At 69.6% G+C, this 19,221-nt stretch carries 18 protein-coding genes and 1 pseudogene; 5 read left to right on the top strand and 14 right to left on the bottom strand.

Going from position 1 to position 19,221, the window contains the following annotated elements:
- Positions 1-18: 18 nt before the first annotated feature.
- Complete coding sequence (locus FVS66_RS22645; protein ID WP_149183039.1) at positions 19-1,278, bottom strand: cytochrome P450; 1,260 nt, start codon at positions 1,276-1,278, stop codon at positions 19-21.
- A 290-nt stretch (positions 1,279-1,568) separates the two neighbouring features.
- Between FVS66_RS22645 and FVS66_RS22640 the strand changes: the two genes are divergently transcribed.
- Entirely contained in the window at positions 1,569-3,200 is a 1,632-nt protein-coding gene (locus tag FVS66_RS22640) for an FAD-dependent monooxygenase (RefSeq protein ID WP_149183050.1), read from the top strand.
- 126 nt (positions 3,201-3,326) lie between these two features.
- The gene (locus FVS66_RS22635) at positions 3,327-4,274 is read left to right on the top strand and encodes an amidohydrolase family protein (RefSeq protein ID WP_399226081.1); all 948 of its coding nucleotides are present in this window, start codon (positions 3,327-3,329) and stop codon (positions 4,272-4,274) included.
- Positions 4,275-4,341: 67 nt separating this feature from the next.
- Here the strand turns inward: FVS66_RS22635 and FVS66_RS22630 are convergent, their stop codons facing one another.
- The 10 genes from FVS66_RS22630 to FVS66_RS22585 all read right to left on the bottom strand — a co-directional run bounded on the left by FVS66_RS22630 (position 4,342) and on the right by FVS66_RS22585 (position 13,090).
- Positions 4,342-4,677 (bottom strand): TcmI family type II polyketide cyclase, encoded by a 336-nt coding sequence (locus tag FVS66_RS22630; protein WP_149183037.1) that lies wholly within the window; start codon positions 4,675-4,677, stop codon positions 4,342-4,344.
- Positions 4,678-4,703: 26 nt separating this feature from the next.
- Positions 4,704-5,180 (bottom strand): SRPBCC family protein, encoded by a 477-nt coding sequence (locus FVS66_RS22625; protein ID WP_149183036.1) that lies wholly within the window; start codon positions 5,178-5,180, stop codon positions 4,704-4,706.
- Position 5,181: 1 nt separating this feature from the next.
- Positions 5,182-5,439, bottom strand: a complete 258-nt coding sequence (locus FVS66_RS22620; RefSeq protein ID WP_149183035.1) for an acyl carrier protein — start codon at positions 5,437-5,439, stop codon at positions 5,182-5,184.
- Positions 5,440-5,513: 74 nt separating this feature from the next.
- Positions 5,514-6,758 carry a ketosynthase chain-length factor gene (locus FVS66_RS22615; protein ID WP_149183034.1) on the bottom strand — a complete coding sequence of 415 codons (1,245 nt, stop codon included), beginning with the start codon at positions 6,756-6,758 and terminating at the stop codon, positions 5,514-5,516.
- Entirely contained in the window at positions 6,755-8,023 is a 1,269-nt protein-coding gene (locus tag FVS66_RS22610) for a beta-ketoacyl-[acyl-carrier-protein] synthase family protein (protein ID WP_149183033.1), read from the bottom strand. Before FVS66_RS22610 ends, FVS66_RS22615 begins: the two co-directional genes overlap by 4 nt.
- Complete coding sequence (locus FVS66_RS22605) at positions 8,020-8,484, bottom strand: cupin domain-containing protein (protein ID WP_149183032.1); 465 nt, start codon at positions 8,482-8,484, stop codon at positions 8,020-8,022. The genes FVS66_RS22610 and FVS66_RS22605 overlap by 4 nt, the downstream gene beginning before the upstream one ends.
- A 47-nt stretch (positions 8,485-8,531) precedes the next feature.
- Positions 8,532-9,653, bottom strand: coding sequence for a SchA/CurD-like domain-containing protein (locus tag FVS66_RS22600; RefSeq protein WP_149183031.1), 1,122 nt, complete (start codon positions 9,651-9,653; stop codon positions 8,532-8,534).
- Positions 9,654-9,984: 331 nt separating this feature from the next.
- Positions 9,985-11,706, bottom strand: a complete 1,722-nt coding sequence (locus tag FVS66_RS22595) for an acyl-CoA dehydrogenase family protein (protein ID WP_149183030.1) — start codon at positions 11,704-11,706, stop codon at positions 9,985-9,987.
- Between the two features lie 50 nt (positions 11,707-11,756).
- Positions 11,757-12,344, bottom strand: coding sequence for a PadR family transcriptional regulator (locus FVS66_RS22590; protein ID WP_149183029.1), 588 nt, complete (start codon positions 12,342-12,344; stop codon positions 11,757-11,759).
- 230 nt (positions 12,345-12,574) lie between these two features.
- The gene (locus FVS66_RS22585) at positions 12,575-13,090 is read right to left on the bottom strand and encodes a hypothetical protein (protein WP_149183028.1); all 516 of its coding nucleotides are present in this window, start codon (positions 13,088-13,090) and stop codon (positions 12,575-12,577) included.
- Between the two features lie 189 nt (positions 13,091-13,279).
- Between FVS66_RS22585 and FVS66_RS22580 the strand changes: the two are divergent.
- Positions 13,280-13,594, top strand: a pseudogene (locus tag FVS66_RS22580) (universal stress protein); the annotation flags it as partial.
- A 59-nt stretch (positions 13,595-13,653) separates the two neighbouring features.
- Here FVS66_RS22580 and FVS66_RS22575 read toward each other — a convergent pair.
- From FVS66_RS22575 to FVS66_RS22565, 3 genes are all read right to left on the bottom strand, one after another.
- Entirely contained in the window at positions 13,654-14,694 is a 1,041-nt protein-coding gene (locus FVS66_RS22575; RefSeq protein WP_149183027.1) for a TerC family protein, read from the bottom strand.
- A 275-nt stretch (positions 14,695-14,969) separates the two neighbouring features.
- Entirely contained in the window at positions 14,970-16,001 is a 1,032-nt protein-coding gene (locus FVS66_RS22570) for a hemolysin family protein (RefSeq protein ID WP_149183026.1), read from the bottom strand.
- Positions 15,998-17,353, bottom strand: coding sequence for a hemolysin family protein (locus FVS66_RS22565; RefSeq protein ID WP_149183025.1), 1,356 nt, complete (start codon positions 17,351-17,353; stop codon positions 15,998-16,000). Before FVS66_RS22565 ends, FVS66_RS22570 begins: the two co-directional genes overlap by 4 nt.
- Positions 17,354-17,871: 518 nt before the next feature.
- On the opposite strand from FVS66_RS22565, the gene FVS66_RS22560 reads away from it, so the two are divergent.
- Together FVS66_RS22560 and FVS66_RS22555 are read left to right on the top strand one after the other, a co-directional pair.
- Entirely contained in the window at positions 17,872-18,093 is a 222-nt protein-coding gene (locus FVS66_RS22560; RefSeq protein ID WP_149181302.1) for a hypothetical protein, read from the top strand.
- Between the two features lie 102 nt (positions 18,094-18,195).
- Positions 18,196-19,221, top strand: coding sequence for a sporulation protein (locus tag FVS66_RS22555; protein WP_149181309.1), 1,026 nt, complete (start codon positions 18,196-18,198; stop codon positions 19,219-19,221).

Genomic DNA, 19,221 nt, shown 5'->3' with positions numbered 1-19,221 from the left:
GGCTCACCGCGGGGCCGGTCAGGACGGGTCGAGGACGACCGGAAGTTCCACCAGGCCGCGGAAGGCGGGGAACGGTACGGTCAGCCAGCGTGCGTCCTCCGGCGCCCCGGTCAGGGCCATGCGCGGGTACCGGCCGAAGAGTGTGGTGAGGGCGGTCTGCATCTCCAGACGGGCCAGAGGCGCGCCGATGCAGTAGTGGGTGCCATGCCCGAACGACAGGTGGGTCGCCTGAACGTTGGGACGCCGGACGTCCATCCGGTCCGGATCGTCGTACACCTCCGGGTCGCGGTTGGCCGCGGTGAGCGAGATCTGGACGAGCGCGCCCTTGGGGATGAGCGTGTCGCGGAGCACGATGTCTTCTTTCGCGTAGCGGAAGGTCGCATTCTCGACGGAGGTCTCGAACCGGAGGATCTCTTCGAGGGCCTCGGCTGTCGCGCTCGCGTCCCGGAGCGCCAGTCGCTTCTGCTCCGGCCGGCTGAGCAGATGATAGACGGCGTTGCCGATCTGGTACGCCGTCGTCTTGTGGCCCGCGAAGAGCAGGACCCACGCTGTGGAGACGAGTTCGTGGTCGGTGAGCGAACCCTCCCGGTCCCGCGCCGTGACCAGTGCGCTGAGCAGGCCGTCGTCCGGCTCCTGACGCTTCCGTGCGATCAGTTCCACCAGATAGTCGCGCAGGTTGCCCTCGGCCACTTCCAGTGCCTTGCGCGCCTCCGGGCCGAAACCGGTCCGGGCGACGGTGCTGGACCATGCCTGGGCCTGCTTGCGTTCGTGCTCCGGGACACCCAGCAGTTCGCAGATGACGTTGAGCGGCAGCGGGAAGCAGAAGTCCGGGAGCAGGTCCACGGGCTCCGACGTCGAGCAGCGGTCCAGCAGATCGTCGGTGATCTTCTGGATGCGCGAACGCAGTGACTCCACCCGCTTCGGAGTGAAGGTGCTGCTGACGATCCGCCTGAGCCTGGTGTGCTTCGGAGGGTCCGAGAAGAGCATGTTGTCGTCCAGGGCGATCGACGAGTCACCGAAGATGCGGTGGTAGGCGTCGATGGCGCCGTACATGTCCTTGCTCAGGCGGGGGTCGGCCAGGGCGGCGCGGGCGTCGTCGTACCGGGTGATGAGGTAGGTCTCGACACCATGGGGCGGTGACAGCGGGCATACGGGTGCCGCCGCCCTGAGCGTGGCGTACACGGGATGCGGATCGGCGCGAAATTCCCGACTGCACGCCGATGCCGCGGCTGCGGCCCCTTCGGACGACAATTCCTCGGATGCGAACGCTTGCGTCATGACGAGTCCCGGGGGTCGAGCTGCCGGCTGCAGCTGTGAGGGATGGTCCTGGTCGTTGTCGGAGCACCTCTGGGCAGAGTGGTGTGTTCCGTCGGTCAGAGGCACGGTTTCCCCTGCGGCACGATGAACCAAACGTCACTGGGCCATATGGGCCGGGTCGACGCGATTAGCCCGGCCGGCGCATCGGGGAATCGCCCCGGTCGCGGGTGAAAGGCTCACTTGGTAAACACTCATTGACAGTCCAGCCCTCCATTCCCCGGACCAGGCACCGCCTGATGGGTAGGAAAGCCATGAGCGGAAAAGCAGTGGAATCTGTACCGGTTCTCATCGTAGGCGGATCCCTGGTGGGTCTTTCCACCTCAGTCTTCTTGGGGCGCCTCGGCATCAAGCACATTCTCGTGGAGCGACATCCCCGGACGTCGACGCACCCACGCGGCCGCGGAAACAATCTCCGCACGATGGAGATCTTCAGGACGGCGGGAGTGGAGCGGGGCATCCGCGAGGCCGCCTTCGCTCTCGCCGGGAACGACGGTGTCCTGCAAGTGGACACCCTGACCGGAGACCAGCGCCGCTGGATCATCCAGGACATCTCCGCGGGCACGGACCTGTCCCGTGTCAGCTCGTCCAACTGGTGCCTGTGCAGTCAGAACGATCTGGAACCGGTACTGCTCGACTATGCCCGCCGACAGTGTGGAGACATCCGCTTCCACTCGGAGATGCTGTCCTTCACACAGGACAGAGACGGGGTTCGGGCCCAGGTCACCGACCGGGACACCGGTGAGACCTACACCGTTGAGGCTGATTTCCTGGTGGCTGCCGACGGGCCCAGAAGTTCCATTCGAAGGAGTCTTGGTATCGGCCAGTCAGGGCGCGGTGACCTGTTCCACAACGTCAGCGTCACCTTCCGCAGCAAGGCGCTCAAGGACTATGTCGGGGATAAGCGTTTCGTTGTCTGCTACGTCACCGATCCGCGGGGCGAAGGGGCTCTGCTGCCCGTGGACAACGAGGAGCGATGGGTGATTCATGTCCCCTGGTCTCCTAACAGCGGCGAATCCCTGGAGGACTTCGGGAACGAGCGCTGCACGGAGCACATTCGGGCGGCCGCCGGCGTACCGGATATCGACGTCGAGATCACGGGGAAGGCGCCTTGGCACGCTTCGGACCGTGTCGCGGACAGCTACGGAGAGGGCCGGGTCTTTCTGGCCGGTGACTCGGCACATGAAATGCCCCCCACAGGGGCGTTCGGCTCCAACACCGGGATTCAGGACGCGCACAACCTTGCCTGGAAGCTTGCCGCGGTGCTCCGCGGGTGGGCGGGCACGCCGCTGCTCGACAGCTACCAGGACGAACGACGGCCTGTCGCCGTCACGACGAGCAAACGGGCGTCCCTGCAGGCAGCCGAGGAGCAACACCCGGGGTTCAATCCCACCGCGCGTCGCAACGACGACCCGGCGGATCTGATGACCGTCGCGCTCTGCTACAGGTATGCGTCGAACGCAGTTGTGGGCGCCTCCCCGGATCGGCAGGTGGTGCCCGAGAAATTCCACCTCGGCGGCGAACCGGGGAGCCGCGCACCCCATATGTGGGTCATGAGAGCAGGCACCAAGATCTCCACGCTGGATCTGTACGAGCGTTCCTTCGTGGTCCTCGCGGGGTCCAGAGGCCATGTGTGGCGGAAGGCGGCAGCGGCGGCCGCCGAGAATCTGGGCGTTCCCGTCGAGGCGTACCTGGTGGGAAGCGGCCCTGATCACGACCTTGTTCCCGAGCCGGACGCCGACTGGGCGGAGTCGCACGGCACGGCCGAGGACGGAGCCGTCCTCGTACGCCCGGACGGTTTCGTCGCATGGCGAGCGCCCGCCGCGGAGCCGCACGCCGACCGCACGCTGACGCATGTGCTGCGGACCGTGCTCTGCCGCGGCTGAGCAGCCCGCCGAACGCCCCGTAGTCGTCTGTGGAAGAGGACGTGGCAAATGACATCCGTGCAGAATCCGAGCACGTCATCGACGGAACCCGCGGTGGCCGCCCACGACAGTCCCGACCTGGGCCGAGTGGACGTCCACCATCATTTCACCGCGCCGGCCTGGCTGGACTGGGCGGAAGAGCGAGGCGTCGTCAACCGCGAAAGGCTCCCCTGGTGGACACGCTGGGACCTGAACGCGGCCCTGGAGGTCATGGACAAGACGGGCATCGGCACGTCCGTGATGACGGTGGCGATGCTCGGACGGCTCCGCGATCGTACGGAGCGCCAGGAAAGCGCGCGTGTCGCCCTGCGGGCGGCGGCCGACCTCGTCGAGAGCCACCCCGCGCGCTTCGCCTTCTTCGCTCCCGTCTTCCTCGACGACCTGGAACTCTCCACATGGAGCCTCCGGTACGGACTCGACGAGCTCGGCGCCGTCGGGGTGAGCACGAGAACGAGCATGGACGGCGTCTACCTCGGTGACGACTCCCACGACAGCCTTCTGAAGGAACTGAACGACCGGTCCGCGGTCGTCAGCACCCACCCCATGGAAGTGCAGGCGGGGAAGGACGGCGGTGCGGGACTGCCGGGAATGCCGCCCTTCGTGTGCGACTTCCTGATGGACACGACGCGTGCCGCCGTCAACCTCATCAAGAACGGCACCCTGGACCGCTATCCGAACCTCACGTTCATCCTTCCGCACGGCGGAGGCTTTCTCCCCTACATCGCGACCCGCCTCGAACTCTTCGGAGGGCACTTCACTCCTGAGATCGAGCCCGGCCGGGTCCGCGATTACCTTCACCGGTTCTACTTCGACACGGCCGGCCCCATGTCACCCTCGTCCACGCCCACCCTGCTGGCCACCGTGGACCCCAGCCGTATCCTCTTCGGCACGGACTGGCCGCCCACGCCCGCACACGTCATCACCGACATCGCGGCACCCGCTCTGGACAGCGATCCGGTCATCTCCGACCAGCAGCTCCGCGGGATCAACCGCGGAAACGCCATGCGGTTGATGCCCGCACTCGCCCGCTCCTGAAAGACACGCGAGAAGGCCGCTGCCCGCGCCTCCCGGCGCGGGCAGCGGCCTTCTCGTGTCCCCCGCGTCACCGGGCGGCCGTGTCCCGCTCCCAGCGGTAGAAGCACTGCGCCATGGCGTCCTTCGGGCCGCGCCAGGTCTCCGGGTCGTACGGGCTGACGTACGCTGCGAGCTTTCTGCTGATGTCCTGGAACTCGGGGTGCCCGGCCACTCGCGCGATGGCGGGCCCCGGGTCCTGGTCGGCTTCGACGAGGTGCATGTACACATCGCCGAACTGGAAGAGGGAGCGCCGGGTCACTCCGACGAGATGCGGTAGTTCGCCGCGGTCGGAGGCCGCGAAGACCTCGGCGATGTCCGGAGCCGACTGCGGGGCCATCCGGGCGACGATCAGGGCGTGGTGCATGAGGTCTCCTTCCGCGACGGCGTCGCTCAGGCGGGCGTGGCGGGTGTCCGCCGCTCGTCGGCGGCCTGCTCGATGCGGTCGCGGATGAGGGCCATCTGGATGGGCGAGTTGCGGTTGATGATCTCCGTCATACCGGCGTCGTCGACCGGGGCCTCGGGCTTCATGGCGAAGTCCTGTGTCCAGTACATCCGGGTGCCGTTCGGGGTCTCCTCGTACTCCCACAGGATGTTCATGTACTCGAAGGGGCCGGGTTCGACGCGGCGGGCGCGGACGGTGAGCTTTTCGCGGTCGGTGACCCGTTCCGACACCCAGCTCCACACCTTGCCGCTCTCGTCGGGGTGCATGGTCAGTCGGAAGGTCACCGTGTCGCCCTCGCGGGACAGCACCTCGACGGCGGCGTACTCGCTGAACAGCTGCGGCCACCCTTCGAGGTCGTTGGTCATGTCCCATACGAGGTCGACGGGTGCGGCGATGGTGATCTCGTTCTCGGTGTGTCCTGCCACTTCAGGCTCCAGCCGTGAGGGTGCTGTTGACGAGGTCGAGGAATTCGCGGGGGCTCTTGCTCCGCTCCGCGTCGGTGGGGAGCGCGCGTCCGTGCCGGTTCTCCAGCTCGCCCACGATGCCGAGGAGACCGAGAGAGTCCAGCCCGAACGCGTCGAAGGGGGTGTCCACACGACGCTCCAGGTCCTGCGGGTCGACGGTGACTCCGGCGGCCTGCTTCATCAGCGCGGCCAGTTCTTCGACGGTCACTTCACTGTTCATGCGCGTTTCTCCTTGTCGTACCGGGTGCTGAGGTGGTGCCGTCGACGCACGGCGTCGAGCGGCCGGCGCCCGTTCTAGGCGGCGGCTCCCGGACCGCGGCGCAGTACCAGCGCCGCGTTGGAGCCCATGAGTCCCCGGCTGAGGACCAGGGCGGTACGGAGCTCGGCCGGGCGTGCCGTGGAGGTCACCAGGTCGATCTCGTGGCAGATGTCGAAGACGTTGGGCGTCGGCGGGATCTGCCCGTGTTCCATGGCCATCACGGCGGCGGCGATGTCCAGCAGGGGTGCCCCGCAGTAGGACCGTCCGATGCCGGTCTTGGGTGCCGTGACGGGCACGCGGGTGCCGTGCGGGCCGAGGGCGTCGGCGAGGGCGAGGGCCTCGGCCCGGTCCGCCTCCGGTACGCCCATCGCGTCGGCGAAGACCACGTCGATCTCCTCCGGTGCGCAGCCGGCCTCGTCGAGGGCGCCACGGACGGCGTGGGCGAGTCCCTCCCGGGACCGGTCCCAGCACGAGGCGCCGGTGAACGTGGCGGCGTGTCCGGCCACGGTGGCGCGGACGACCGCGTCACGGCGGCGTGCCCGCTCCTCGTCCTCGACGACCAGCACGGCACCGCCCTCGGCGGGCACGAAGCCGCAGGCCGCCGAGGTGAAGGGGCGATAGGCGCGCGCCGGGTCCTCGACGGTGCTGAGTTCCGGGTATCCGAGCTGGCAGACCATCGAGTACGGGGCGAGCGGCGCCTCGGCCGCCCCGGCCACGACGACATCGATGCCCCGCCGCACGGTCCGGGCGGCGTGCGCGACCGCGTCCAGGCCGCCCGCCTCGTCGCTGGCCACCACACCGCAGGGGCCCCTGAAGCCGCTGCGGATGGATATCTGGCCCGTGCTGGCCGCGTAGAACCAGGCGATGGACTGGTAGGGGCCGACGAAGCGGGATCCCTGTCCCCACAGCTTCTGCAGTTCCCGCTGGCCGAACTCGCCGCCGCCGGACCCGGCGGCGGTGACGACGCCGACTGAGTACGGTGAGTCGGCGATGCTGCTCAGTCCCGCGTCGTCCAGGGCGACACTGGCGGCGGCCATCGCGAAGTGGCTGAACCGGTCGGTCTGGACGAGGAAGTTCTCCTCGATGAGTGCCGAGGGGTCGAATCCGCGGACCTCGCCGGCGACGCGGAGCGGAAGGTGCCCACATCCCTCGCGGGTGATCCGGTCCAGTACGCTCACGCCCTCCTTGACGGACTTCCAGTAGGAGTCCGTACGCTGTCCGTTGGGCGCGATCACACCGATCCCCGTGATCGCGGTGCTCCGGGTTCGCTGAGCGTTCATCTTTTCCTCCCGCCCGGGCCCGTCAGGAGAACCGCGGACTGGAACCCGCCGAAGCCGCTGCCCACGGAGAGCACGTTGTCGAGCCCGCGGGGGCGTGCGGTACGCGGTACGTAGTCCAGGTCGCACTCGGGGTCCGGGGTCTCGTAGTTCGCCGTCGGCGGCACCACCTGGTGAGCCATGGCCAGTACGCAGGCGACGACTTCGATCGCGCCGATCGCACCGAGCGAGTGGCCCACCATGGACTTGATGGAGCTCATCGGCGTGTCGTAGGCGTGGGCGCCCAGCGACCGCTTGACCGCAGCGGTCTCGTGCCGGTCGTTCTGGCGGGTGCCGGAGCCGTGCGCGTTGACGTAGTCGATGTGTGAGGGGTCCACGCGGGCGTGGTCCAGCGCGGTGTCGATGGCGCGGGCCATCTCCAGGCCCTCGCTGGTCAGTCCGGTCATGTGGTACGCGTTGCCGAACGTCGCGTAGCCACCGAGCTCGCAGTAGATGTGCGCGTCTCGGGCACGGGCGTGCTCGAGTTCCTCGAGTACGAGCACCGCGGCGCCCTCGCCCATGACGAATCCGTCACGGTGTGCGTCGAAGGGCCGGGAGGCATGCGCCGGGTCGTCGTTGTTCGGTGACGTCGCCTTGATGGCGTCGAAGCAGGCCATGGTGATCGGGGAGATCGGGGAGTCCGACGCTCCGGCGACGCAGATGTCGGCGCGGCCTTCCTCGATGGTGTGGAAGCCGTAGCCCACCGCGTCGAGTCCGGAGGTGCAGCCGGTCGAGACGGTCTGGACCGGCCCTTGGGCGCCGAAGCGCTCGGCGACGACGGAGGCCAGCGTGCTCGGCGAGAACGCCAGGTGCAGCTGCGGGCCGGCGGCGCGATGGTCGACGTCCCAGTGTTGTCCTCGTTCGCTGACCAGGACGTAGTCGTTCTCCAGGCGGGTCGTGCCGCCCACCGCGCTGCCGAGGGAGACGGCCACGCGCCAGGGGTCCTCCTTGCCGAACTCGATGCCGCAGTCGGCCACCGCCTCCGCCGCGGCGGCCACGGCGAACTGGATGTAACGGTCGGCGCGTTCGACGAGTTCGGGTTCGAGTCCGTGCGCGAGCGGGTCGAAGTCGCACTCGGCCGCGATACGGGAACGCAGCCCCTCGGGATCGAACAGGGTGATGCCGCGCGTCGCGGTACGGCCGTTGGAGAGGAGGTCCCAGAACGCCGGCACCCCGATCCCGCCGGGGGCGACGACGCCGATACCGGTGACCGCCACTCTCCGGGTCACGATGGGACCTCACGTCGTTCCGGCTGCGCGGCCTCCTCCTGCACGACCGGGTACGGTTTGAGGTCCTCGCTCTCCGCCACGGCCTCCGTGTCGACGTGGCCGAGGCTCGGTTTCGGAGCCAGCGGCCCCAGATGGAACACCATGCGGGCCTCCTCGTCACCGACGTTGCGGAAGCGGTGCCGCATATTGATGGGGATCATGAGGCCCTGGTCGGGGCGGATGGGCAACGTCTCGCCATCCAGGTCGACTTCGAGCTCGCCCTGGACGACGTAGACGAACTCCTCGGAGTACGGGTGGTAGTGCTCGCTGATGCGTTCACCGGGCTGCATGATGGCCAGGCCCATGAATCCGCTCGTCGAGCCCACCGATACGGGCGTGAGCAGGGTGCGCAGGTCGCCGCCGCGCTTACGGTTGGGCTCGGTCTCGCTCAGGTCCACGATGCGCGGGCGCGTCTTGTACATAGTCCGTCGTCTCCAGATTCGGCGGTGCGGGTGAGATCCGTGCGCGGTCAGGACTGGGCAGCCCTGCGATCGGTGATGAGCGTCATGTCGGCGTGCGCCAGGAGGCGGATCGCGTCCCGTTCGCTCGTGAGCGGTCCTTCCAGGCCGAGTGCGGCACCGTCGAGCAGACGGGCCAGCACGGCGGCCTTTCTGGTGCCCTGGATGCCGAGCGCCATGACAGGATCGGCTTCGGGGTCGCACGACAGGTCGACGAGCCGGACGACGATGTGGTCCCGGTGGAAGACGGTGCTGCGGTGCACCGGACCGGCGGGGTCGTTCGCGGCGGTCTCGTCCTGCTGGGAGAGCAGCCGGGCCAGCGCCATCCCACAGCCCTCCCGGGCCGGGTAGTACAGCGCGTGGCGCCGCAGGTCGGCCGGTTCCGGACCGCCACGTGCCACATGGTGCACGGCAGGCATGGCCGCACGGGTGAAGAAGGCCCGGGCCGACTCGGGGTCGTTCAGATCCCTGTTCTGTTCCAGATACGGATTGATGGCTTCCTCGACGGCCCGCACCTCGGGCTGACGCGAGACATGGCGCAGGGCCGCCGGCAGATCGCCCCGCACCTCGACGGTGCGTACGACGCGGTTGCCGTGCATGAACAGCGTGGTGCGGCGCAGCTGCGTGGAGTCGTCGACGCGGGCCTCCGGCGGTGCGTATCCGGCCAGGATCTCCGCGACCTTCGACTCGGAGCCGGGCTTGACGGTGAAGGTGAGCGCATGGCGCGTCACCCCGTCGCCCACGTGTGCGGGCGCCTGGTTCCCGTCGGCGGTCCCGACGGTGGGCGGGACGCGCCGGCCGGTCTCGCGGAGGATGTTGTAACGCATCGACCGGATGTCACGGACACAGTTCTGCATGGGCCTGACCGTCTCGAGGTGCTGTTCGCTGTTCACCCAGGCGAGGAACGGCGGAGCACTGTCCCATTCGCTCGCGATGAGCCACTGGGACGGGTTCTCCAGGGACTGGCACAGCTGGTCACTGATGTGCCCCGGAACCGACGCGACCTGCTCGCGCATGTGCTCGTACGCGTCGAGGAACTCTTGCTGGGTGCCTTCGTGGAGATCGACGAGCAGGAGAACTCGCAGCCTGGAGCCGTCGAACGCCGACTGGGATATGCGTGTCGAAGAGGTCATCCGGCAGGCCCTTCCTTCGCGAGAGCAAGCGGCGGCCGCCGTGTCCGGAGCGCGCACCACGGTCGGCCCTGAGCCTTTATCGTGGGTCGGTGTCGCGGACTCCGCGAGCCGCACGGGCCGATCGAGCGAACCCCCGGGCACGGGTGACCGGGGGCTCGTGTCCAGGGGCTCGGTGGAAGGGGAGGACGCATGTCCGTGTTCGCGTGTGCGCGGTGCGGCGCCGTGCTGACGGCCCCGTCTGTCGCGGGGCCGGCGCGCTTCCCGGGGGCTGCCCGGAGGGCCGCCGCCCTCGGCCCCCGCCGGGGTGGCTGAGGGCGGCGACCCGGTGGGGTTACGGCGCCATCTCGTACGCCCCGGACAGCGCCTCGACGCGCTCCCAGACCCGGGCCGAGCGTGCTTCGTCGACGACCGGGCGCCGGACGGCGGCCAGCGACCAGAGCTGCTGCTGCTCGGTGGCGGAGTCCTTGCCGTGCAACTCGACGGCATGCGCGGAGAAGTCACGTACGAGGACGGCGAAGAGTTCGTCGAGGACGTCCTCGTCGAGCCCCGTCTGCCGCGCCTGTTCCAGGATCAGCTGACCGTGGACGACGAGCGCGAACAGCTGCCCGACGGCGAGGAGGAGGTCGAGGTCACGGCTCTGCTCCTCGTCGGGGGCGGCGGTGGCGACGAACTCGCACAGCGCGTCGGCCTGTTCGCGGAAGCGGCCGACATTGGGCAGGTGCGTGTACGCGTCGTAGGCGTCGCGCCAGTCGTGGAAGCGTACGGAGCCCAGGCCGCGGGCCGGCCCCTGGCGGAAGAGGAACGTGTCGTCGGCCGCGTCGAGGCGGGTCGGGACCGGCTCGTACTCCGCGGGATCGAGCAGGTGGTTGCGCATGAACTTCAGGATGAGGGCCAGGTTGACATGAACCGTGCCTTCCAGCTTCGGCAGGCCGCGGATCTCGACGGCCGCCTGGGCGAAGTAGTTGTCCTTCTCGAAGCCCTTGGCGGCGATGACGTCCCACATCAGGTCGATGACCTTCTCACCCTCCGTGGTCACCTTCATCTTCGTCATCGGGTTGAAGAGGAGGTACCGGCGGTCGTCGGGGCCGGCGGAGCGGAAGTAGTCGACGGCGCGGTCGCTGAACTGCTTCATACCGACGAGGCGCACATACGCGTCGGTCAGCTCGCGGCGCACGTGCGGGAAGGCGGTGACGGGGCGGCCGTAGAGGATGCGGTTCTGCGCGTGGGTGACGGCCTCGTACATCGCGTGCTCGCAGATGCCGATGGAGGCGGTGCACAGGTTGAACTTGCCGACGTTCACCGTGTTGAGGGCGGCGTCGAAGGCGGCGCGGCCGGTGTGGAGGACGTCCTCCGGGACGACCGGGTAGTCCTCCAGGCGGAACTCGCTGACGTACTTGGAGGAATCGACGACGTTCTTCACCAGGTGGTAGGCCGGGTGACGGCTGTCGGCGGCGAAGAACACATAGCCGTCCGGGCCTTCGACATCCGTGCGGCGGCCGAAGACGGAGACGAGTCCGGCGGCGTTGCCGTTGCCGATGTAGTACTTGGAGCCGGTGGCTCGGAAGCCGCCCTCGCCGTCGGGCTCCAGCAGCATGTCGGTGGAGTAGATGTCGGCGCCGTGGTTCTTCTCGGACAGGCCGAAGGCGAACACCTCGCCCTGCGCGAGCAGTTCCGCCGCACGGGCGCGGGCGGCGGTGTTGTCGCTCTGCCAGACCGGGCCGAGGCCGAGGATGGTGACCTGCCAGGCGTACCAGTAGTCGAGACCGTAGAAGCCGAAGATCTCGTTGAGGGCGGCGATCCGGGCGGTGTCCCATCGCTTGTCCGGCTGCCCGTCGGCGGCGGAGGCAGGGGTCAGGAAGGTCGCGAACAGCCCTTCCTCGGCCGCGAAGGCGAGGAAGTCCGCCAGCCAGGCGCGCGAGCGGTAGTCCTCGATCAGCTTGCGCTTGCCGCGGTCTTCGAACCAGTCGACGGTGGCGCGCAGCAGCCGGCGGGTCTCGGGGTCGAAGTGCGCCGGGTCGTAGGTGCGCGGGTTGAACAGCAGCGGGTCGGCCATGGGTGTCCGCCTTTCCGGCTTGGGATGAGGGGTGGTGATGCTGAAGGTGGTCATGGTGGGCCCGGGTCGGCGCGGGGGGTGAGCCGGTACAGGGTGGCGAGGACGTCGTCGAGCCAGGCGAGCGTCATCCGTTCGTACGCGACGCCGCCGCGCAGTACGACATGCTGGAGCTCCCGACCGGCGTCGGGCCGGCCGGCGGCGGTGGCGCTGAGGGCCTGCGGTCCGGTGAAGTCCCGTACCTCTCCCGCGAGGTAGTGCGCGAGGCGCTCGGTGTGCACCTGCCGGTGGCGCTCCACTTCACGGATCAGGGCGGCGGGGTCGTCGAAGGCCGCGCCCCGGATCTTCACGGCGAGGTCGTGGCGGACGCTCTCGGGTTCGATCGGCTGGTGCAGCCACTCGGACAGGGCGGCGCGTCCGAGGTCGGCGACGGAGTACTCCTTCTTGTCCGGACGGCCCTGCTGCGGCACCTCCCGGACATCGACCCAGCCGTCGCTCTCCATGCGCTTGAGCACGCGGTAGATCTGCTGGTGGGTGGCGGTCCAGAAGTAGCCGATGGACCGCTCGAACCGACGCGCCAGCTCATATCCGGAGCCCGGCTTCTCCAGCAGGGACACAAGGATCGCGTGTTCGAGCGCCATACCCAGATCTTCATATGCAACTCGTTGCATAAACAAGCGCCCGCACCGGGGTGAGACACGGCTCACCCACGGACAGCGCCCCGCGCCCACGGGAAGAGGGCGGGGCCCCGTTCACCCCGTTCACCCCGTTCACCCCGTTCACCCCGTGCGCCGGACTCCGGGCGCCGGAGAATCAGGTCATGAGCACGTCGCCGCCGGTGCGGTGTGCGCGCCGTAAGGGCAGGCGCGGATCAGTAGCCGGGCGTGTCCCCGTCCGGCGGCGTCTTCGTGATCCGATCACCGTCGGGCGCCACGACGAACCACTTGGCGCCGAACTGGTCGATGGCCTGGCCCTCCAGATCACCCGGCTCGTCGTCACCCTGGAAGTAGTACAGGGGCTGACCGTCATAGGTGACGGCTGTCTCCCCACCCTCCCGGACCATGGTGCCGAGCAGCTCGGACCGGACCCCTTCGCCCGCCGTCGGCCTGCCTTCCGTGAGCAGCGGAGGCCACGCCACGGCGCAGGCGTCGTAACAGGTCGATTCGCCGGGGCGGTCCGACGCGAACAGGTAGAGCGTGCGGCCTTCGGCGTCCACGACGATGTCACCGATGCCGGTGGAGCGGACGGCCACTTCGGCCGCGCCCGTCGGGGGCCGCACGGTCTCCGTCTGTCCACCGGTGTCGCCGTCACCATCGCCGCACCCGGTGGCGAGGGCGAGCAGAACGATTCCAGCCAGTGCGAACGGCGTGCGGACATAGCGGCCCATCGGTCAGACCTTCCATGGAGGGTCGTCGAGAGCCGGGTGGCTCCCTCCACCATCCACTAGGCGCCGGTAGCGAATCACTCGCAAGCCCGGCAGGCCACACGGACCACACGGGCCACACGTGGTGAATACGGCGTTCTCCCGCACGCCGGAGAATCGCACGGCCGGTGTCCCGTGATGGTGGTGCGGGACGCGCCGGCACCCCCGCCGCAGGACCCTTCCATGCCCGTACGCGAACGCACCGGGCGCTCTCGCGGAGAGTGAGGGGGCCTGCTGGGCCAGGCGCTCGCGGGGCGCCGGGAGAGGTATCCGGACGTCCCGGTCGAGCGCAGAGTCGTGCGCGGCGGTAGCCGTGAGGTGCTGATCGAGGCCGGCCGGAGCGCCCAACTGCTGGTCGTGGGAGCCCGGGGGCGCGGCGGCTTCACGGGACTTCTGCTCGGATCGGTCAGCCAGGCCGTGCTGCACCACGCCGAATGCCCGGTCGCCGTCGTACGGGGCGAGGGATGACAGGGGGCGGGCGCTGACGACAGGGGCGGGCGCGCCTTCGGCGAGGGCCGCCCGCGGTCCTACGGGGGCACCTGACCGCCTTCTGCGCCCCGTTCGCCCCCCGGGTCCGGGCAGGGGTGTTCCGCGCCGACGCCCGCTGAACCGGCGGAGCGCGGCCGCTCGTCGCTCCGGCCTTGGCGCGTGGTCAGCAGGGACCAGCCGATGGAGACGGTGATGGTCGCGGCGATGACGGTGAGGGTGAGCCAGATGGGGAGCTTGCCGACCGGGGTCTCCGCAAGGATCATCTTGACGCCCGCGAACGCCAGCAGGACGGCCAGTCCGTAGTGCAGGTACGCGAAGCGGCGCAGGAGTCCGGCAAGGCAGAAGTACAGGCTGCGCAGCCCCAGGATGGCGAACGCGTTGGCGGTCCACACCAGGAAGGTGTGGGTGGTGATCGCGAGAACGGCGGCCACGGAGTCGACGGCGAAGACGAGATCGGACGCCTCGATCGCGACGAGTGCCACGAACAGCAGCGTCGCCACGCGCCGCCCGCCGACCCGGGTGAAGAACCGGGCACCGTGGAACCGCGTGTCCGTGGGAACGATCTTCTTGACCAGGCGGACCACCGGGTTGCTCTCCGGGTGTACCTCCAGGTCCTTCGCGACGGCCATCTTCCAGCCGGTCCAGACGAGGAACGCGCCGAACACGTACGCGGCCCAGAAGAACGCCGTCAGCAGCTCGGCCCCGAGGAAGATGAACACCAGCCTGGCCACGAGGGCGCCGATGACGCCCAGGAACAGCACCTTGTGCTGGTAGGCGTCGGGGACGCCGAAGAACGAGAACACCAACGCGAAGACGAAGACGTTGTCGATCGACAGCGCCTTCTCGATCAGATAGCCGGCGTAGTAGGTGGACGCGACCTCCCCGTCCTGCCACACGAGCAGGATCAGACCGAAGCACAGACCGGCGGCGATCCAGCCCGCACTCCACAGAGTGGCCTCGCGCAGCCCGATCACGTGGTTGTCGCGGTGGGCCAGCAGATCGATCACCAGCATCACGACGATGCCGATGGTGAGCGCGGCCCACACCCACAGCGGCACCGGAAACGACACGTCGTTCACGGGCTCCGGGTTCCTCGCGTACGGCACGGGCAATCTGCCTCCGGCCCGGAAGCGGGAGGAGCACCGGTCGAGCGGTACGTGATGCCGGTGAGCACGCTGTCACGGACAGGCGCGGGCCCGGCCCGGATCGAAGGACCTGGGCCGGGCTGGGCCGGACACGGTGTACTCGCGCCAGGCGGCGTTGGCGAACCGCTTGACGAACTCGTCGGCGAACTCGTCGGCGAACTCGTGGCCGAACAGGCCGGATGCGGCAGGCCGGCGCTCGGTTCGTTACGTCAGGCCGTGGTGGCGGTGTCGGGGGTAGGACCGACGAGTTCCTCCAGGACGTCCTCCATGGTGACGAAGCCGATGACGGTGCCCTTGTTGCCGGTGACGGCGGCCAGGTGGGTGCCGGCGGCGCGCATGGCGGTCATGGTGTCGTCCAGGGGGGTGTCGAGGGCGACCTTGGTGACCGGGTGCAGCGCGGCGCGCGGGAACGGCTTGGTGCGGTCGGCGGCGCCGAGGGCGTCCTTGATGTGGAGGTAGCCGAGGATCGTGCCGCCGGGCCCGGTGACGGGCAGGCGGGAGAAGCCGTTCGCGGCCGCGGTCCGCTCCAGCTCCCGCGGGGTGATGCCGTGGCCGACGGTGACCACGCGGTTCAGCGGGACCATGACCTCGCCGACCGGGCGGGTGCCCAGTTCGAGGGCGTCGCGCAGACGGTCGCCGTCCTCGGGGCCGAGGAGGCCGGCCTCGCTGGAGTCCTTGACCAGGCGGACGAGTTCGTCGTCGGTGTAGACGGAGGAGATCTCGTCCTTCGGCTCGACCTTCAGCAGCCGCAGGATCGCGTTGGCGAAGGCGTTGATGCCGAAGACGACGGGGCGCAGGGCCCGGGTGAGGGCGACGAGCGGCGGGCCGAGGAGCAGGGCCGTGGGCGCCGGGGCGGCCAGGGCGATGTTCTTCGGGACCATCTCGCCGATCAGCATGTGCAGGTAGGTCGCCAGGGTCAGGGCGATGACGAAGGCGATCGGGTGGATCAGTCCCCCGGGCACGCCGACGGCCTGGAACGGCGGTTCCAGCAGGTGGGCGATGGCCGGTTCGGCGACCGCGCCCAGGACCAGGGAGGAGACGGTGATGCCGAGCTGGGCGGTCGCCATCATCGCCGACAGGTGCTCCAGGCCCCACAGGGTGGTCTTCGCCCGGCGGTTGCCCTTGAGGGCGGCGGGTTCGATCTGGCTGCGGCGTACGGAGATCAGGGCGAACTCGGCGCCGACGAAGAACGCGTTGGTGAGGAGAGTGAGCGCGCCGATCAGGAGCTGGAGGGTGGTCATCCGGCCACCTTCTCCTTCGCCGTCGCGGCAGCCGGGTCGGCCACCCGGGGGGCGGGACCGGTGACGCGTACGCGGTCGGCGCGGTGGTGCTCGACGTGCAGCACGGCGAGCTGCCAGCCGTCGATGTCGAGGCGGTCGGTCACGGTGGGGATGCGCTCCAGTCGGGTGGCGATCAGGCCGGCCAGCGTTTCGTACGGTCCGTCGGGGACGGTGAAGCCGATCTCGGCGAGCCGGTCGAGGCGGACGCTGCCCTCGGCCTGCCAGACGCGGCGGCCGTCGGGGGCCGGGGCGTCCTCGGCGAGGTCGGGGGTCTCGTCCGGGTCGTGCTCGTCGCGTACCTCGCCGACGACCTCCTCGACGATGTCCTCGACCGTGGCGACGCCGGCGGTGCCGCCGTACTCGTCGATGACCACGGCCATGGTGCGGGCGCGGCGCAGCCTGCCGAGGAGTCTGTCGACCGGCAGGGAGTGCGGGACGAGCAGCGGCTCGGTGGCGAGGTCGGCGACCGGGGTGAGCGGGCGCCTGTCCTCGTCCACGGCCAGGACGTCGCGGATGTGGACGGTGCCGACGACCTCGTCGAGGCTGTCGCGGTAGACGGGGAATCGGGACAGGCCGGTGGCCAGGGTCAGGTTCGCCGCGTCGGCCGCCGTGGCGTGGACCTCCAGGGCCTTGACGTCGACGCGCGGTGTCATGACGTTCTCGGCGGTCAGCTCGCCCAGGTGCAGGGTGCGTACGAACAGCTCCGCGGAGTCCGCCTCGATGGCGCCCTCGCGGGCGGAGTGCTTCGCGAGCGCGACCAGCTCCTCCGGTGTACGGGCGGAGGCCAGCTCCTCGGCCGGTTCCAGGCCGAAGCGGCGTACGAGGCGGTTCGCCGTGTTGTTCAGGTGGTGGATCAGCGGGCCGAACGCGGCGGTGAAGCCGCGCTGCGGCGCCGCCACGACCTTGGCCACGGCCAGGGGGCGGGAGATCGCCCAGTTCTTCGGCACCAGCTCGCCGACCACCATCAACACGACCGTCGAGACGGCCACACCCAGGAAGGTCGCCACGGACGACACGGCCCCTTCCGGCAGGCCGACGGCCTGGAGCGGGCCGCGCAGCAGCACCGAGACGGACGGCTCGGCGAGCATGCCGATGATCAGCGACGTCACGGTGATGCCGAGCTGGGCGCCGGACAGCTGGAAGGTGAGCCGCTTGGCAGCCTTCAGGGCGCTCTCGGCACCGCGCTCACCGGCTTCGGCGGCGCGCTCCAGGTCGGCGCGCTCCACTGTCGTCAGGGAGAACTCGGCCGCGACGAACACGGCGCAGGCGAGCGTCAACGCGAGAGCGAGAAGCAGCAGGAGCACTTCGGTCACCGTGCCACCCCCCGTCCCTCGGTCATGAGCGGGCGGGGTGCGGCACAGCCGGTACTGGGAGGTTCACCCATTGCGGGTCTGCTGCTCCTTCTCACTGCGGAGGACCACCGGCGGGCGGCCCTCGGGGGGTCTGGCGGGATGGGACGGACTTCCCGTCATGGTAAAGGGGAGGCAAAGCGTCCGGGAAGACCCGCAGGCTCCGGCTCTACGCCCGTGTAGAGAACGCCGACGCATCCCCGTGTGTTCCGCACTCCGCCGGTCGCGTGAACCCCGCCCGCCTCGCGCACGGCGACGGGGCGTGAGCCCACGGACGCGGGGGTAGGCAGCCGCTTGCGACAGATTGGCCGGATCTGTGCCGTACACCGTCCGTTCACCCGGGCGTTTCCCCCACTGAACGACGACCAGCTCTATGCTTCTACATGTATGTAGACCAAAAGCGGTACGGAGCGTCAGAAGGGCATGCCTTCATGGCGGTTGACGCCACACCGGACCGCTCCATCACTCGCGGGAGGGCCTTCGTGGCTTCGATAGATCTGGACAAGGTGCTGGACAAGGCGTGGGCGGACAAGAGCCTGCCGGAGATCCTCGCCGCACCCGTGGGCGCGCTGAAGGGCGTGTCCGAGCGGGACGGCGAGCTCCTGAAGGAGGCGTTCGGTGTGAAGACGGTGGCCGACCTCGCCGATCTGAAGTACGTCCGCTGGGCCCAGGCGCTGGCCGCCCTCGACGCGGCGTCGAAGTAGCTCTCTCCGGGGCCGCCGCCACCACCACCGCCGGCCAGGCCGGTGGCGACGGCCCCTCTCTCTCCGTACAGCAACGCGCATCATGAAGGAGTGAACGCCACGATGGTGTTCAAGCGACTGCTCGGCTCGGTCGGCATCGGCGGCCCCTCGGTGGACACGGTCCTCACACCCGGAGCGGTCCAGCCGGGGGGCGCCCTCACAGGCGAGGTACGCCTCAAGGGCGGCAAGGCCGACTTCGACATCGAGCACATCACGCTCGAACTCGTCGCCCGCGTCGAGGCCGAGCACGACGACGGGGAGTCCGAGGGCGTGGTCGCCTTCGAACGGTTCACCGTGGCCGGTGGCTTCCGCCTGACCGAGGGCGAGCAGCGCAGCGTGCCGTTCAGCGTGCACCTGCCGTGGGAGACGCCGGTCAACGAGCTCTACGGGCAGGCCCTCGGCATCGTTCTCGGTGTGCGCACCGAGCTGGGCGTGGCCGGCGCGAAGGACAAGGGCGACATGGACCCGCTCGCCGTCGGGCCGCTGCCCGCGCAGGAGGCGGTCCTGGAGGCGTTCGGGCAGCTCGGCTTCGGCTTCAAGTCGGCCGACCTGGAGTACGGCCGCATCGGCGGCACCGGCCAGCAGCTGCCGTTCTACCAGGAGATCGAGATGACCCCGGCGCCGCAGTACGCGCACCAGGTCAACGAGATCGAGGTCACCTTCCTCGCCAACCCGGGCGGCATGGAGGTCGTCCTGGAGGCCGACAAGCGCGGCGGCCTCTTCTCCGGCGGCCACGACGCGCTGAACCGCTTCACCGTCAGCCACCAGGATGTCGGCCACACCGACTGGAACGCCCTGGTCGAGTCGTGGGTGCACCAGCTCGTGGAGCGCCACTCCGCGCACGGCGGCCACGGAGCCCACGGCGCGTACGGCCACAGCGACCCCTATGCGCACAAGGGCGACCACCACGGCCACCACGGCCACCACGGGCACGGCGACGGGCATCGCTCCGGCCCCGGCATGGGCACGGCCATCGCGGCCGGCGCCGCGGGCGTGGCGGTCGGCGTGGCGGGCGGCCTGGTCGCGGCGGAGATCGTCGACGAGGTCGGCGACTTCTTCGAGGGCGACGACGAAGGCGACGAAGGCTGA

Origin of the sequence: Streptomyces sp. TRM49041, from assembly GCF_008271805.1 — a bacterium.
Lineage (GTDB): Bacteria > Actinomycetota > Actinomycetes > Streptomycetales > Streptomycetaceae > Streptomyces.
Note: the sequence above shows the minus strand (reverse complement) of the source record. Positions and strands in the feature narration are given on the sequence as shown.

Excerpts from the sequence above, each read along its gene's own strand:
- FVS66_RS22645 (WP_149183039.1), bottom strand. The coding sequence starts at position 1,278 with ATGACGCAAGCGTTCGCATCCGAGGAATTGTCGTCCGAAGGGGCCGCA.
- FVS66_RS22640 (WP_149183050.1), top strand. The coding sequence starts at position 1,569 with ATGAGCGGAAAAGCAGTGGAATCTGTACCGGTTCTCATCGTAGGCGGA.
- FVS66_RS22630 (WP_149183037.1), bottom strand. The coding sequence starts at position 4,677 with ATGCACCACGCCCTGATCGTCGCCCGGATGGCCCCGCAGTCGGCTCCG.
- FVS66_RS22620 (WP_149183035.1), bottom strand. The coding sequence starts at position 5,439 with ATGAACAGTGAAGTGACCGTCGAAGAACTGGCCGCGCTGATGAAGCAG.
- FVS66_RS22615 (WP_149183034.1), bottom strand. The coding sequence starts at position 6,758 with ATGAACGCTCAGCGAACCCGGAGCACCGCGATCACGGGGATCGGTGTG.
- FVS66_RS22605 (WP_149183032.1), bottom strand. The coding sequence starts at position 8,484 with ATGTACAAGACGCGCCCGCGCATCGTGGACCTGAGCGAGACCGAGCCC.
- FVS66_RS22600 (WP_149183031.1), bottom strand. The coding sequence starts at position 9,653 with ATGACCTCTTCGACACGCATATCCCAGTCGGCGTTCGACGGCTCCAGG.
- FVS66_RS22595 (WP_149183030.1), bottom strand. The coding sequence starts at position 11,706 with ATGGCCGACCCGCTGCTGTTCAACCCGCGCACCTACGACCCGGCGCAC.
- FVS66_RS22590 (WP_149183029.1), bottom strand. The coding sequence starts at position 12,344 with ATGGCGCTCGAACACGCGATCCTTGTGTCCCTGCTGGAGAAGCCGGGC.
- FVS66_RS22585 (WP_149183028.1), bottom strand. The coding sequence starts at position 13,090 with ATGGGCCGCTATGTCCGCACGCCGTTCGCACTGGCTGGAATCGTTCTG.
- FVS66_RS22570 (WP_149183026.1), bottom strand. The coding sequence starts at position 16,001 with ATGACCACCCTCCAGCTCCTGATCGGCGCGCTCACTCTCCTCACCAAC.
- FVS66_RS22555 (WP_149181309.1), top strand. The coding sequence starts at position 18,196 with ATGGTGTTCAAGCGACTGCTCGGCTCGGTCGGCATCGGCGGCCCCTCG.